9 protein-coding genes and 1 pseudogene are annotated in these 14,990 nt (G+C 71.2%); 8 read left to right on the top strand and 2 right to left on the bottom strand.

What is annotated here, in order from left to right; genetic code table 11:
• Positions 1–56 precede the first annotated feature (56 nt).
• Positions 57–1,526 carry a GTPase HflX gene (hflX, locus tag ACIBZJ_RS24570; RefSeq protein ID WP_395933352.1) on the top strand — a complete coding sequence of 490 codons (1,470 nt, stop codon included), beginning with the start codon at positions 57–59 and terminating at the stop codon, positions 1,524–1,526.
• 232 nt (positions 1,527–1,758) lie between these two features.
• Positions 1,759–3,765 carry a transmembrane domain-containing protein gene (locus ACIBZJ_RS24565; protein WP_395933350.1) on the top strand — a complete coding sequence of 669 codons (2,007 nt, stop codon included), beginning with the start codon at positions 1,759–1,761 and terminating at the stop codon, positions 3,763–3,765.
• 78 nt (positions 3,766–3,843) lie between these two features.
• Here ACIBZJ_RS24565 and lexA read toward each other — a convergent pair whose 3' ends face one another.
• The gene (lexA, locus tag ACIBZJ_RS24560) at positions 3,844–4,686 is read right to left on the bottom strand and encodes a transcriptional repressor LexA (RefSeq protein WP_395933348.1); all 843 of its coding nucleotides are present in this window, start codon (positions 4,684–4,686) and stop codon (positions 3,844–3,846) included.
• 275 nt (positions 4,687–4,961) lie between these two features.
• On the opposite strand from lexA, the gene ACIBZJ_RS24555 reads away from it, so the two are divergent.
• The 6 genes and pseudogenes from ACIBZJ_RS24555 (at position 4,962) to ACIBZJ_RS24530 (ending at position 12,683) form a co-directional block, all read left to right on the top strand.
• Entirely contained in the window at positions 4,962–5,549 is a 588-nt protein-coding gene (locus tag ACIBZJ_RS24555; protein ID WP_395933346.1) for a LysM peptidoglycan-binding domain-containing protein, read from the top strand.
• 42 nt (positions 5,550–5,591) lie between these two features.
• On the top strand, positions 5,592–6,959 hold the full coding sequence (locus ACIBZJ_RS24550) for a B12-binding domain-containing radical SAM protein (RefSeq protein ID WP_395933344.1): 1,368 nt from the start codon (positions 5,592–5,594) through the stop codon (positions 6,957–6,959).
• A gap of 182 nt (positions 6,960–7,141) precedes the next feature.
• Positions 7,142–7,576 (top strand): annotated as a pseudogene (gene nrdR / locus ACIBZJ_RS24545) (transcriptional regulator NrdR); the annotation flags it as partial.
• 416 nt (positions 7,577–7,992) lie between these two features.
• On the top strand, positions 7,993–10,857 hold the full coding sequence (locus ACIBZJ_RS24540; protein WP_395933342.1) for a vitamin B12-dependent ribonucleotide reductase: 2,865 nt from the start codon (positions 7,993–7,995) through the stop codon (positions 10,855–10,857).
• Positions 10,858–10,946: 89 nt separating this feature from the next.
• On the top strand, positions 10,947–11,897 hold the full coding sequence (locus tag ACIBZJ_RS24535) for a DUF4184 family protein (protein ID WP_395933340.1): 951 nt from the start codon (positions 10,947–10,949) through the stop codon (positions 11,895–11,897).
• A 54-nt stretch (positions 11,898–11,951) separates the two neighbouring features.
• Positions 11,952–12,683 (top strand): HNH endonuclease family protein, encoded by a 732-nt coding sequence (locus ACIBZJ_RS24530; protein WP_395933338.1) that lies wholly within the window; start codon positions 11,952–11,954, stop codon positions 12,681–12,683.
• Between the two features lie 102 nt (positions 12,684–12,785).
• Here the strand turns inward: ACIBZJ_RS24530 and ACIBZJ_RS24525 are convergent, their stop codons facing one another.
• Positions 12,786–14,987, bottom strand: a complete 2,202-nt coding sequence (locus ACIBZJ_RS24525) for a RecQ family ATP-dependent DNA helicase (protein WP_395933336.1) — start codon at positions 14,985–14,987, stop codon at positions 12,786–12,788.
• Between the last annotated feature and the right edge of the window lie 3 nt (positions 14,988–14,990).

Genomic DNA, 14,990 nt, shown 5'->3' with positions numbered 1-14,990 from the left:
CACGGACTTTCCCCACGAAAGGACCCGCACTGACTACTGACGGAGTTGACCTGCCGATGAATCCGACCCCGTCCACGGCCGGTCGTCGAGCCGGTTCGCTCGGCGACAGCACGATTCGGCTCTCGCCCGACGATCTCGACGAGTTCGACGGCGAGCAGTTCGAGCGGGAGGAACGGCAGGCGCTGCGTCGCGTCGCGGGCCTGTCCACCGAGCTCGCGGACGTCACCGAGGTCGAGTACCGCCAGCTGCGGCTGGAGCGGGTCGTCCTGGTCGGTGTCTGGACCGAAGGCACCGTCGAAGACGCCGAGAACTCCCTCACCGAGCTGGCGGCGCTGGCCGAGACGGCCGGTTCCGAGGTGCTCGAGGGTCTGATGCAGCGCCGTGACCGGCCCGACCCGTCGACCTACATCGGTTCGGGCAAGGCGGCCGAGCTGCGAGAGGTCGTCCTGGCCTCGGGCGCGGACACCGTGATCTGCGACGGCGAGCTCTCACCGGCGCAGCTCAACGCGCTGGAGAAGGTCGTCAAGGTCAAGGTGATCGACCGGACCGCGCTGATCCTCGACATCTTCGCCCAGCACGCGCACACCCGCGAGGGTCGCGCGCAGGTCTCGCTGGCCCAGATGGAGTACATGCTGCCCCGCCTGCGCGGCTGGGGTGAGTCGATGTCCCGTCAGGCCGGTGGCGCCGGTGGTGGTGCCGGTGGCGGCGTGGGCACCCGTGGTCCCGGTGAGACCAAGATCGAGACCGACCGGCGTCGTATCCGCGAGCGGATGGCGAAGCTGCGGCGCGAGATCAAGGACATGAAGACCGCCCGCGACACCAAGCGCTCGTCCCGGCGGCGGAACTCGGTGCCCAGCGTGGCGATCGCCGGTTACACCAACGCGGGGAAGTCGAGCCTGCTCAATCGGCTCACCGGCGCCGGCGTGCTGGTGGAGAACGCGCTGTTCGCGACGCTCGACCCGACCACCCGGCGTACGTCCGCGGCCGACGGCCGGGAGTACACGCTGACCGACACGGTCGGGTTCGTGCGGCACCTGCCGCACCAGCTGGTCGAGGCGTTCCGGTCCACGCTCGAAGAGGTCGCGGACGCCGACCTGCTCGTGCACGTCGTCGACGGCTCGCACCCGGATCCGCTCTCCCAGGTGAACGCGGTCCGCGAGGTGCTCGCCGACATCGAGGCCGGGCAGGTGCCGGAGCTGCTGGTGATCAACAAGGCGGACGCCGCGTCGGCCGAGCAGCTACTGCAGCTGCGACAGGCGCTACCGGGCGCTCTGGTGGTCTCCGCGCATACCGGTCTCGGGGTCGACACCCTGCGTGACGCCATCGAAGACCGGTTGCCGCGGCCGGCGCTGGAGCTACATGTGCGGTTGCCCTACGACCAGGGCGGGCTGGTGTCGCGCGTGCACGCGGAGGGCGAGGTGCTCTCCAGCCGGCACGCGTCCGACGGCACCGAGCTCCACGTGCGGGTACACCCCGGGCTGGCCGCGCTGCTCCAGCCGTACGCGGGTACTACTCAGCAGGCCTGACCGGACTATTTCGGGTCCTCCGGACGGTTGAGCGGGTGAACAACCGGTGACACGCCTCTCGCTGTTACCGTCCGGAGTCTCACGCAACGCCGCCGATTGGTGTCCACCGGTCTGCAAGACTGGGGGCGTGACTCGGTGTGGACGGATCTTCGTAGCCCTTCTGCTCGGGGCGGCCTTCGGGCTGCTGCCGGGCGGTACGGCTGCCTTGGCCGCGCCGGCGACCGTTTGCACGGTGAACGACAACCGGCTGCCGGAGATCAGCGGCTTGGTGGCGGTCGACGACGGCTATGCGGTCATCACTGACAGTGACGACTCGGTCCAGCAGGTCGAGATCTACCTGCTGGACGCCAAATGCCAGGTGACGAAGAAACTCACCTCGGCCGTGGACCCGTTCGACCCCGAGGATCTGGCCCGGACGTCGGACGGCTCGTACTGGGTGGCTGACATCGGTGACAGCGATTCGGCGCCCGAGCGCGCGACGATCGCGGTGCACCTGTTCCCGCCGTCCGGTACGCCGACGATCCAGCGGATGCGGTACCCGGACGGCGCGAAGAACGCCGAGGCGCTGATCGTCCAGAACAACAACATCCCGGTGATCGTCACGAAGTCGGCTTCCGGCGTCGCGAAGGTCTACAAGGCCAGCAAGGCGATCAGCGGCCCGTCGAAGTCGGCCGACCAGGCGGTTCCGCTGACGCTGGCCGGCACCGTGACGCTCGGCGGGGTCGAGGCCGTGACCGGTGGTGCGCTGTCGCCCGACGGCAAGCGCGTCGCGCTGCGGACGTACTCCGCGATCTACGAGTGGACCGTCACCGGCGGCGACGTGGCGAAGTCGCTGACCAGCGGGAAGCCGAAGAAGACGCTGCTGACCGGCCAGAAGGGCCAGCTCGGCGAAGCGGTGGCGTACACCCCGGACGGGACGTCGTTCCTGACCGTTCCGGAAGGCACCAAGGAAAATCCGTCGTCGACGATCCAGAAGTGGCCGATCGCCAACGCGGTCAAGGCGGCTCCGGCGGCCAAGGACGGCGGCGGCTCCGACTCGGACTCCGGCGGCGGTCTGCTGAGCGGCATCAGCTTCTCGCAGCTCACCACGATCGTCGCGATCGTCGGCCTGATCGGTCTCGCGCTACTGGTGGCCGGCATCGTGGGCATCGTCCGGTTCCGGCAGCGGGCGCAGTCGCCCTCGTCCGGCGGCGGCTCGCGGGTTCCGCCGGGGGCCAACCGGGTCGGCAACGGTCCGGGCCCGGGCTTCGCGGAGATCGACGCGATGGGTCCGGCCGACTCGACGATGAACCTGCCTCGGGTGACCGGGTCGGTGTACGGCGCTTCGCGCGGGGGCGCGGCCGTGCCCCCGGCGCCCCGCGGTGCGGCACGGCCGCCGTCACCGGTCGGTGCGGCCTCCGGGCCGAACTCGCCGGTCGGCTGGTCGGCCGATCGGGGACCCGAGGGCGGGTTCCGATCGGAGGGCCCGGTTTCGGGTGCCGCCCCGGTGTCGGGGCCCGCGGTCGGTGGTGCGGCGATCGGTGGTGCTCCGGTGAGCGGAGCCGCCCCGGTGTCCGGGCCCGCGGGACGCGGGACGGTCTACGGCGGTGGCGGTGGCGGGTACGACGCCGAGTCGACCGGCGGGCGGGGACGACGGCCGGGCGCCTACGACCCCGAGACGACGGGCGGGCGTGGCCGAGGGCCGGGTGGGCCGGGTGGGCCGCCGCCCGGGAACGTACCGGCGCGCGGGTACGACCCCGAGACGACCGGCGGTGGCCGGGTCCGGCGACCCGGTGGGCCGCCCCGGAACGGTGATCCGGAGACGACCGGTGGCGGACGGGTGCGTCCGCCGGGAGACCGGATGCGACCGCCTCCTCCTCCCGCGGACCGCCCGGTGGACCGCTCGGCTCCGACGCGGGCACGACGGCCCGGTCCGCCGCCTCCGCCGCCCGGGACGACGTACGGCAGCAGCCGTGATCCCGAAGACTCCCGCGGTGGCCGGCGCGACACCGATGGACGCGGCTGGGACAGTCGCACCGGTGGACGTCCCCCGCGCGACGACCGTGATCCGGACTGGGAATCGACCGGGGGCCGTGGCGGCCGTGACCCGGAGTCCACCGGTAGCGGACGGGCCCGTCCGCCGGTCGACCGGATGCGCCCTCCGCCACCCCCGGGCGAGCGGCGAGGCTACCGGGACGACGACGGAAACCCTCCGCCGCCACCCGGAGGCCGGCGTCCGCCCCCGCCTCCCGCGCGCTAGCGAAGACGCCTCCGCGCTAGCGAAAACGGCGCCGCCCCGCTCGAACCGAGCGGGGCGGCGCCGTTTCGGCGTCGGTGATCAGAGGCGACGCAGCACCGTGACGACCCGCCCCAGGATCGTGGCCTCGTCGCCGGGGATCGGCTCGTAGGCCGCGTTGTGCGGCACCAGCCAGACCTGACCGTCACGTCGGCGCAAGCGCTTCACGGTGGCCTCGCCGTCGAGCATCGCGGCCACGATCTCGCCGCTGTCGGCGTCGGGCTGCTGGCGGACGACGACCCAGTCTCCGTCGCAGATCGCGGCCTCGATCATCGAGTCACCCACGACCCGCAGCAGGAACAGGTTGCCGTCACCGACGATCTCGCGGGGGAGCGGGAACACGTCTTCCACGGCCTGCTCGGCCAGGATCGGCCCACCGGCGGCGATGCGCCCCAGAACCGGCACGTGCACCGGAGCCGGACGCCCGTCGGCCTCGGCCGCCTCCGTCGCGCCGACCGCGCTGACGCCGCCACCGATACCGACCACCGTGTCGCGCCCGTTGCCGTTGGCCGGCGTCCGGATGTCGACCGCGCGTGGGCGGTTGGGGTCGCGGCGCAGCAGGCCTTTCTCTTGCAGCGCCTGGAGCTGGTAAGCCACGCTCGACGGCGACGTGAGCCCGACGGCCTCGCCGATCTCGCGGACGCTCGGCGGGTAGCCGCGCTTCTCGACCGAGTCGCGAATGACCTCGAGAATTCGGCGCTGGCGCGGGCTCAGCGGGGTGCCGGCCGTCGTCGTGCTGCGGCGCCCGCGGCGGCGAGGGGCGTTCTTCTCCGCGCCGAGGGCTCCGTCGGAGACGGCCTCGACCCGGTCGGTGCCCGCGGCCTCGGCGACAGGTGTGCCACCGGCCCCATCCGTCGCGCTACCGCCATGTCGACGTTCCGTCACGGTGTCCTCCTCGTCTCACGGCACCACCGCCGTCACCTCGCCCGTTGACCGTAACCACTGTGGACGAGGATTTCAAACAAACGTACGACGTCGGTGTGTCGGGTGGTGTTGGTGGGGAAGGCCCGCGCAGCCGAGGAGGTGCTGCTCGAACGTGTGATCCGAACATACGGTCGAAATAATTGCGCGCGCAAGCCTGGTATCGGTGGGGCGGTCGTGATAAAAGTTCGTACACGCGTTCGTCGAACTTTCGTACGCCTCTCCTTCCGGGGGTTCGTGTGGTCACGCTCAAGCTGGTGCCGGTCGCGGTCGAGTCCGGGCTCGAGCGCGTCGATCCGTTCGAGCAAGCCGTCCAGGTCGGCGCCGGGCGGGTACGGCGTCTTCGCGCGGTGCCGCCGGCGCCGCGCACGCCCGGTCAGCGTCTGCCCGGTGAGCGTCTGCCCCGGCAGCGGGGGGCGGAGTGTTCGGGTGCCGGTTCGCGGCCGCGGGCGTCCCGCGCGCCGCGGGCCGCCGCCCCTCGTCCGCCGTCGGCCGCCGTGGCCGGGGAGGTTGCCAGAAGGGTCGCCGGGCCAGCGCCGCGGGTGCGGCTCACCCGGCGGGGCCGGGCGCTCCTGCGCACGGTGGTGCTGCTCGCGCTGGCCATCGCCGCGCTGGCCATCGCGGTGTCGACGAGGGCGGACGACGTCACCCCGGTCTCGTCGCGCAGCATGGTCGTCACCGAGCACGACACGCTCTGGACGATCGCCGAAGAGACCGCGCCCGGCCGCCCCCGGAGCGAGACGATGGACGAGATCCGGCAGCTCAACCACATGCCCGACGCCACGGTCCACGTGGGCCAGCGCCTGCTGCTCCCGGCCTCCCGTTAGGCTGGCACCCCGGCGCCCAGGCCGCGCCGGGACGGAGCGCGCATGGATGCCGGACGACGAGAACCGGGCCGGCCGAACCGCGCCCGCCGCGTCGCGCTGATCTACGTGGGGCAACCGGAGAGCGAAGTCCGCCCGGTGATGAGCCCGCCGATCGGCCCGCAGCTTCTGGGCACGCTGCTGCTGCAGCACGGCGCCGACGTCGCGTTGTTCGACTCCCGCCTGCAGCCCGCGGGCCGGTTACTCGCCGCGGTCGACGACTTCGACCCGCACCTGATCGGGTTCAGCTACCTCTCGCCGAACGCCGCCGAGGCGGTGGAGCTGGCCAGGGCGGTCCGGCGTCCCGGCCGGGCGGTGGTGGCCGGGGGTGTCCACGCCAGCATCCACACCGAGGCCACGCTGGCCACTGGCGTGTTCGACACGGTGGTCCGCCGTGAGGGCGAGTCGGCGATCCTCGACCTGTACGACCGGGTCGTCGCCGGTGAGCCGCTGCCGCCGATCGTGGAGGGCACGGCCTGGCCCGACGTCGACACGCTGCCGCCCTACGCCGACTTCGACTGCTACCGGGAGGTGTACGCGCAAGACGGCTACCGGCCCGTCTACCTCCAGCTCGGGCGCGGCTGCCCGATGCGGTGCACGTTCTGCGAACTGCCGAACCGGTCGGTCTTCGAGCCGCCCCGGCGCCGGTTCCGCACGGTCGACACGGTGATGGCCGAGGTGCACGAGTACGTCCGCCGCTGGGGCGTCGACTTCGTGACGATCGCCGATCCGATCGCCACGCTCAACCTTCCGCTGCTCACGGGCGTCGTCCGGCGCATGGACGCCGAGCTGCCGGACGTCGGACTGATGTTCAACGGGCACGTCAACCGGTTCAGCGCGGCCCTGGCCGAGGTGCTGGGCGAAGCCCAGGCCGGTCGGACCCGCGATGGACAGCGGATCACGGTGTGGTTCGGGTTCGAGAGCGGGTCCCAGCGGCTGCTGGAGTTCATGCGCAAGCGCACGTCGGTGGCCGACGGGGTGGCGGTCGCCCGGCTCTGCCGGGACCACGACGTGCAGGTGGGCGCGAACCTCCTTCTCGGCGTCCCGACCGAGACGGCCCAGGACTACGCGGCCCACCACGCGTTCATGGACGAGATCGAACCGACGTTTCCGAACCCGAACATCCTCAACCCGCTGCCGGGCACCGAGATGTACGACTACTGCGCGTCCCGGGGGCTGCTGCGCGACCCGGCCGACTACTCGATCTGGCGCGACACCGACATCGCCGCACGGGGTGAGGGGCCGGTGCTCGGCATCGACTACGAGCGCGTGCTCGCGACGTACCGGCACTACCGCGAGGAACCGACGCCCGAGTCCGAATCGCGCTACCGGTCGTGGGCGGCGGACGACGAGACCACAACAGGTTGTGGATAACTCGGCTCTGCGCACCACTCTGTGTCGTCGGTGATCCACGGGTTGTAGAAGTTGTCCGTGTTCTGGGATTTACCGGCGGGTCGGCTTGCAGTCGTGGGGTTGCAGGCCTACTGTCGCCACTAGATCTAGTGCTTACGGGCGTGTAACTCACCTACCGGTTGAGTCGGGGAGGAGGAAGTGCGGTGAAGTGTCCTTACTGCCAGCACCCCGACTCCCGAGTGGTCGACTCGCGTGAGGCCGAGGACGGAAAAGTCACCCGGCGGCGGCGTTCTTGCACCCAGTGCTCCCGGCGCTTCACCACGGTGGAGGAGCCGGTGCTGGCGGTCGTGAAGCGCAGCGGCGTCAGTGAGCCGTTCAGCCGGGAGAAGGTCGTCTCCGGCGTCCGGAAGGCTTGTCAGGGCCGCCCGGTCGACGCGGATGCGCTCGCGGTGCTGGCGCAGAAGGTCGAAGAGGCGATCCGGTCGCGGGGCGCGGCCGAGGTTCCCTCGCACGAGGTGGGCCTCGCGATCCTCGGGCCGTTGCGCGAGCTCGACGAGGTGGCTTACATCCGGTTCGCGAGCGTTTACAGGTCGTTCGCATCGTTGGAAGACTTCGAGGCGGAGATCGCGTCGCTCCGCCGCCACGGGCCCGGTGGGTCCGGAGCGCCCGGCGAGTCCGGAGCCCGGCCGGTCGCGAACGTCACCGCGTCTCCACCGCTGCCCCACGGCGGCAAGGGAGACGAGGGCGGCGGCCGGGACGACCGCGGCGGCGAGCCGGCCGAACTCGTGGACGCGCATTCCACCAGCCCCTAGCGGCCGCACAGACGGTCCGGCGACGAGGCCGGGCGGGCAGTACACACCAACACACACTTACGGCGGTTCGGCTCGGGGCGGATCCGAAACGCCGGGGGCGCAGCCTTGTGGGCGCGTCCGGAAGTAAATCCAAACACACGGCAGTACGGCGGGCGCGCCGTCAGCGTGCGCTTCGCCATGCCCACACACCGTGGGCCTAGGGCTTTGAACACGGGCGAGATCACGAGGGACAGGGGACGCCGATGACCGAGACGGTTGGCTCGTCAACAGGGAGTGGGGCCGCGCCGGCTCCGCGAGCGCGGAAGACCGCGGCCAAGCCTGTTGGCGGAAAAGGCCTGACTGTCGAGCGGGTGTACACCACGGCGGGCGTTCATCCGTACGACGAGGTGACCTGGGAGCGCCGCGACGTCGTCATGACGAACTGGCGCGACGGCAAGGTCAACTTCGAGCAGCGCGGCGTCGAGTTCCCCGACTTCTGGTCGCTGAACTCCACGAACATCGTCACGACCCGGTACTTCCGGGGTGCGCTCGGGACCCCGCAGCGCGAGAACAGCCTGCGGCACCTGATCGACCGGGTCGTCCGGGTGTACCGCGCGGCCGGCATCGAGCACGGCTACTTCGCGTCGCCGGAAGACGCCGAGATCTTCGAGCACGAGCTCGCCTGGATGCTGTTGCACCAGGTGTTCAGCTTCAACTCGCCGGTCTGGTTCAACGTCGGCACGGCTGCGCCGCAGCAGGTTTCGGCGTGCTTCATCCTGTCGGTCGACGACGAGATGGACTCGATCCTGAACTGGTACCGCGAGGAAGGCCTGATCTTCAAGGGCGGCTCCGGTGCCGGCCTGAACCTCTCCCGCATCCGTTCCTCGAAGGAGCTGCTGGCCAGCGGTGGTACCGCGTCCGGCCCGGTCAGCTTCATGCGTGGCGCCGACGCCAGCGCCGGGACGATCAAGTCCGGTGGTGCCACCCGCCGGGCCGCGAAGATGGTCGTGCTCGACGTCGACCACCCCGACATCGAGGAGTTCGTCGAGACCAAGGCGCGCGAGGAAGACAAGATCCGCGCGCTGCGGGACGCCGGGTTCGACATGGACCTGGGCGGCAAGGACATCAACAGCGTCCAGTACCAGAACGCGAACAACTCCGTCCGCGTCTCGGACGAGTTCATGCAGGCGGTCGAGGACGGCAGCGAGTTCCACCTGCGCGCCCGCCTGGACGGCTCGGTGATCGACACCGTCGACGCCCAGGGCCTGTTCCGCAAGATCGCCAAGGCGGCCTGGGAGTGCGCCGACCCGGGCATCCAGTACGACGGCACGATCAACGACTGGCACACCACGCCGGAGTCGGGCCGCATCACCGCGTCCAACCCGTGCTCGGAGTACATGCACCTCGACAACTCGTCCTGCAACCTCGCCTCGCTGAACCTGATGCGGTTCCTCCGTCCGGACGGCACGTTCGACGGTCCGACGTTCGTGAAGGCCGTCGAGCTGGTCATCACCGCGATGGACATCTCGATCTGCTTCGCCGACTTCCCGACCGAGCCGATCGCCGACACCACCCGGAAGTTCCGCCAGCTGGGTATCGGCTACGCGAACATCGGCGCGCTGCTGATGGCGACCGCGCACGCCTACGACTCCGACGGCGGCCGTTCGCTGGCCGGGGCGATCACCTCGCTGATGACCGGCACCGCGTACCGTCGCTCGGCCGAGCTGGCCGGCGTCGTCGGCGCGTACGAGGGATATGCGCGCAACGAAGAGGGCCACAAGCGCGTCATGCGCAAGCACGCGGCGGCCAACGACGCCGTGCGTCCGGTCGGTGCGGACGCCGCGCGCGTCCTCGAGCTGGCGACCGCCGAGTGGCAGAGCGGCCTGCGGATCGGCGAGAAGAACGGCTGGCGCAACGCGCAGGCCTCGGTGCTGGCCCCCACCGGCACGATCGGTCTGATGATGGACTGCGACACCACCGGCATCGAGCCCGACCTGGCCCTGGTCAAGTTCAAGAAGCTCGACGGCGGCGGCTCGATGCAGATCGTCAACCAGACGGTCCCGCAGGCCCTGCGGACGCTCGGCTACCAGAACGAGCAGATCGAGGCGATCGTCGAGCACATCGCGCAGAACGGTCACGTCGTGGACGCCCCCGGCCTGCGCCGCGAGCACTACGAGGTGTTCGACTGCGCGATGGGCGAGCGGTCGATCCGCCCGATGGGCCACGTCCGCATGATGGCCGCGGTGCAGCCGTTCATCTCCGGCGCGATCTCGAAGACCGTCAACTTGCCCGAGTCGGCGACGATCGAAGACATCGAGAAGGTCTACGCCGAGGGCTGGCGGCTGGGCCTGAAGGCTCTGGCGGTCTACCGGGACAACTGCAAGGTCGGCCAGCCGCTGTCGGTGGGTGGCAAGAAGGCGGACGCGGCCCGGGCGTCCGCTGCGGCTGCTCCCGAGCCGGTCATCGAGTACCGGCCGGTGCGCAAGCGGCTGCCGAAGACGCGGCCGAGCACCACCACGTCGTTCTCGGTCGCCGGCGCGGAGGGTTACCTCACCGCGTCGACCTACCCGGACGACGGTGTCGGCGAGGTCTTCCTCAAGCTCGGCAAGCAGGGCTCGACGCTGGCCGGAATCATGGATGCGTTCTCGGTCGCGGTGTCGGTCGCGCTGCAGTACGGCGTCCCGCTGGAGACGTACGTCGAGAAGTTCCGCAACATGCGGTTCGAGCCGGCCGGCATGACCGACGACCCCGACCTCCGGATCGCGAGCTCGGTGATCGACTACATCTTCCGGCGGCTGGCGCTCGACCACCTGCCCCGGGAGACCCGCGCCGAGATGGGCATCCTGACGAACTCCGAGCGGGCGGCCGAACTCGACGGTGCGCCGAGCGACGACGTGGACATCGCCGGCATGGCGGTGTCGGCACCGGTGTCCTCCGCTCCTTCCCAGGAGCCGAAGGCAGCGGCACCGCGAGACCTGAGCTCGGCGCACTCGTCGACCGAGCTGCTGGAGCTGGTGCAGGGCACGGCGGCGGACGCTCCGCTCTGCCTGACCTGCGGCACGAAGATGCGGCCGGCCGGTTCGTGCTTCGTGTGCGAGGGCTGCGGCAGCACGTCCGGCTGCAGCTGACGTCGTGACGCCGTAGGGCCTCGGGGGTTTCCCCGGGGCCCTACGGCGTGTCTGGTGGGGTTCACAGGGTTCGCGGCAACACTGGCCCCATGCCGCTCACGTACGTGTCCCACCAGGTGCCGGCGTTCGCCGCGAAACTCGTCGCCGCGCAGTGGTTCGACGGGACCGCGCTCGCGCTGGGCTCGATGTCGCCGGACTGGCCGTTCGCGCTGGCCGGGACGCGGTGGCAGGTGAACGCGCACAGCACCGCGGGCGTCGTATTGCTCTGCGTGCCGGTCACCACGGCGGCGGCGCTCGCGGTCCGGAGCCTGGCGCCGGTCGCGGCCGCCTACCTGCCGGAGTTCCCGGGGCTGCCGCTGCGGCGGCTGGCCCTGCTCGACTACCGGCAGCCGCCGTTGGCGATGACGGTGCTGAGTGCGCTGGCCGGGGCCTGGAGCCACGTCGCCTGGGATTCGTTCACCCACGATGGACGCTGGGGCGCACGGCGGCTGCGGTGGCTCGCGTCGACGCACCACGTGAACGGGCATCCGATCAGTGGCGCGATGCTGGCACAGCACGGGAGCACGGTGGTGGGTGGCGTCGTCGGGCTGGTGCTGCTGTCGCGGGTGCTGCGTGAGCTGCCGGTCTGGGCCGAGGCGAAGCCGGTGGGTTGGTCGCGTGTCGAGCCGGCGGGGGTCGAGGAGTCCGGCGCGGGCGTCGAGGGCGCTGGCGTCGGGGCGGCCGGCGTCGAGGGGGCCGGTGCTGGGGCGGGGGGCTCGGCGCAGCCGGGCTTGGTCGCTGGTTGGGCGCAGGAGGGTTGGGCGCAGGCGGGGTGGGCGGCCGGTGGGCCGGCGGATGGGCCGATTCCGGGGCGAACGGAGTTCTGGGCCGCGGTCGCGGTGGGTACCGCGACGGGTGCGGTCTGGGGCAGCCGCGGCGGCTGGGACGGACGGTTCAACATCGCGGTCCTCGTGATCCGGACCAGCATCGGAACCGCTGCGGGAGCGGTCGTCGGCGCACTACGGGCCCGCCGTAAGCTGCGGACGCCAACCAGCGCGTGACCGTCGGGTGAGGACCGGACGGCGGCCGGGTACTGGCTGTCGTGGAGGTGCCCGGTGAAGAAGAAGCTCGTAGTCGTGAGTATGGCGCTGGCGGCCGTGCTGGCCGGTGCCGGATGTGACGGAATCGAATTCGTCGACCCGGCCGCGTCGGCGACCGGAACCCCGGCGGCCCAGGTCCCGGCCGACCCGGGCAGCGTGGCCAAGCCGTCGAAATCCTCGATCGCGCAGGCGCGCAAGACGTTGAGCGGGATGACGATCAAGACGATCCCGGGCAAGGACCCCAGCTACGAGCGGGACAAGTTCGGCGACGCCTGGAGCGACGCCGCGAAGGGCGTCACGTTCGCCGGTAACGGCTGCGACACCCGCAACGACATCCTGCGGCGGGACGCGGTCAAGGGCACGGTGCGGACGAAGAACGGCACCGAGGGTTGCAAGGTGATCGCCGGTACCTGGGTCTCCCCGTACAACGGCGTGAAGTACACGTCGACGAAGAAGGTCCAGATCGACCACATCGTCCCGCTGGCGCGGGCGTGGGCCTCGGGCGCGAAGCGGTGGTCGGCCGCGCGGCGGCTGGCGTTCGCGAACGACCCCGACAACCTGGTGGCGGTGGACGGTTCGTCGAACCAGTCCAAGAGTGACAAGGGGCCGTCGGTGTGGCGGCCGGCGAAGGCGTTTCAGTGCGTGTACGCGGTCCGGTACATCCGCTCGGCGACGAAGTACCAACTGCCGATCACCAGCGCGGACAAGTCGGCGCTGAGCTCGATGCTCAGCGACTGCCCGAAGTAGGCCGGCCGGGTCAGCGAGGCTGGCCGGCCGGGCCACCGAAGTAGGCGGCCGGGCCACCGAGGTGGGTCGGCCGGGTCAGCGAGGCGGGCCGGCCGGCCTCGGTCAGCTTTCCGCGGCCAGGACCAAGGGGTAGACGGCGTCGGCGCCGGCACGGCGCAACGTCCTCGCCGCGACCGTCAGCGTCCATCCGGTATTGACTCGGTCGTCGACCAGCAGCACGGTCCTTCCCTGCACCGCCGACGGATCGGACAGCACGTACCGATCGGCCACCGCCCGCAACCGCTGCGCCGAGTTCATTGCCCCTTCGCCGGTGCCGGCGCCACCGACGATCCGGAACGACGTCAGCATTGGGATCACCGCGTACCGCGAGAGACCGTTCGCGATGTGCGCGACCAGCGTCGGATGCGTCAACGAGCCGAAGTGGACGATCCCGTCCGGGACGCCGGAACCGAACTTCCACGCGTCCAGCACCTGCACCAGCGCGTGCCGCAGCGGCACCGGCAACTCGCCGTCCGGCGTCCCGGGCGCGAACAGCTCCCGGAGCTGGTTACCCCAGCCCAGGTCGGTGAGGCGTGCGATCGCCCGTCCCGGCTCCGCCTGCTCGCCGGCCGCGATCTTGCCCTTCAGCTCGACCCCGATCGCGGCCATCCCGGTCGGCCACATCCGTCGCGTCTCCACCGGTATACCGGGACGGCTGAGCCGATCCGTCGCCGCTTCCAGGCTGGCCGCGTCGGTCGCGGACGACAACGCGAGCCCGCCGCAGTTGTCGCACCGGCCGCAGGGCTGGGCCTCCACGTCGTCCAGCGCCCGCCGGAGGTACACCATCCGGCAGTCGGACGTCGTCAGGTAGTCGAGCATCGCCTGCTGCTCGATGCGTCGCGTCGCGCTGACCCGCTCGTACCGCTCGGCGTCGTAGCTCCACGACTGGCCGGTCGCCGTCCAGCCCCCGCGCACCCGGCGCACCGCGCCGTCGACGTCGAGGACCTTGAGCATCATCTCCAGCCGCGTCCGGCGCAACGGGACGTAGGTCTCGAGCACCGCGGTCGACATCGGGCCGTCGTGGTCGGACAGCACCCGCAGTGTTTCGCGCACCTCGTGCTCGGGCGGGAACGCCAGCGAGCCGAAATACTCCCAGACGTCGCGGTCCTCCCGGCCCGGCAGCAGGACGACGGTGGCGCGCGACGTTCCTCGGCCGGCGCGTCCGACCTGCTGGTAGTACGCGATCGGCGACGGCGGCGCACCGAGGTTGATCACCCAGCCGAGGTCGGGCTTGTCGAAGCCCATGCCCAGCGCCGACGTGGCGACCAGCGCCTTCACCCGGTTGTTCAGCAGGTCGTCTTCGGCCGCCAGCCGCTCGGTCTGCTCGGTCTGGCCCGAGTACGCCGAGACGACGTAGTTCCGGGAACGCAGGTAGTCGGCCACGTCCTGGGTCGCGGCGACCGTGAGGCAGTAGATGATGCCGGAGCCCTCGAGCTCACCCAGGTGGTCACCGAGCCAGGCCAGCCGGGCCGCCTGATTCGGCAGCGCGACGACGCCCAGGTGCAGCGACGACCGGTCGAGGCTGCCACGCAGCACGAGCACGTCGTCGAGCGTCCGGGACCCGGTGATCGACAGTTGCTCGGCGACGTCACGCGTCACCCGCTCGTTGGCCGTCGCGGTCGTCGCGAGCACCGGTATACCGGCCGGGAGGTCGGCGAGCATCGTCCGGATCCGCCGGTAGTCGGGCCGGAAGTCGTGTCCCCAGTCGGAGATGCAGTGGGCCTCGTCGATCACCAGAAGCCCGGCGCTGGCCGCCAGTTCGGGCAGCACCTCGTCACGGAACTCGGGATTGTTGAGCCGCTCCGGCGAGACCAGCAGGACGTCGACCTCACCCGCCCCGATCGAGCCGTAGATGCGCTTCCAGTCGTCGGAGTTCGTCGAGTTGACGGTGGTCGCCCGCACGCCCGCCCGTGCCGCCGCGGAGATCTGGTTGCGCATCAGCGCGAGCAACGGCGACACGATGACGGTCGGCCCACCCCCCGCGGCCCGGAGCAGGGCCGTGGCGACGAAGTAGACCGCCGATTTACCCCACCCGGTGCGCTGGACCACCAGTGCCCGGCGCCGATCGGCCACCAGGGCCTCGATCGCGGTCCACTGATCGTCCCGGAGCCGGGCGGCGGGATCGCCGACGAGCTCGCGGAGATGGTGCTCGGCGCGCTCGCGGAGCGCGGCGCGGTCGCTGTGCGCGGCGCGGTCGCTGTGCGCGGCGCGGTCGCTGTGCGCGGCGCGGTCGCTGTGCGGGATCGCCTCGTCCGAGGCAGACATGTC

Source organism: Cryptosporangium sp. NPDC051539 (assembly GCF_044454545.1).
Classification (GTDB): domain Bacteria; phylum Actinomycetota; class Actinomycetes; order Mycobacteriales; family Cryptosporangiaceae; genus Cryptosporangium.
This window is presented reverse-complemented; position numbering and strand designations above follow the sequence as displayed.

Coding starts and splice junctions, on each gene's coding strand:
- ACIBZJ_RS24550 (WP_395933344.1), top strand. CDS start 5,592: ATGGATGCCGGACGACGAGAACCGGGCCGGCCGAACCGCGCCCGCCGC.
- hflX (WP_395933352.1), top strand. CDS start 57: ATGAATCCGACCCCGTCCACGGCCGGTCGTCGAGCCGGTTCGCTCGGC.
- ACIBZJ_RS24540 (WP_395933342.1), top strand. CDS start 7,993: ATGACCGAGACGGTTGGCTCGTCAACAGGGAGTGGGGCCGCGCCGGCT.
- ACIBZJ_RS24535 (WP_395933340.1), top strand. CDS start 10,947: ATGCCGCTCACGTACGTGTCCCACCAGGTGCCGGCGTTCGCCGCGAAA.
- ACIBZJ_RS24525 (WP_395933336.1), bottom strand. CDS start 14,987: ATGTCTGCCTCGGACGAGGCGATCCCGCACAGCGACCGCGCCGCGCAC.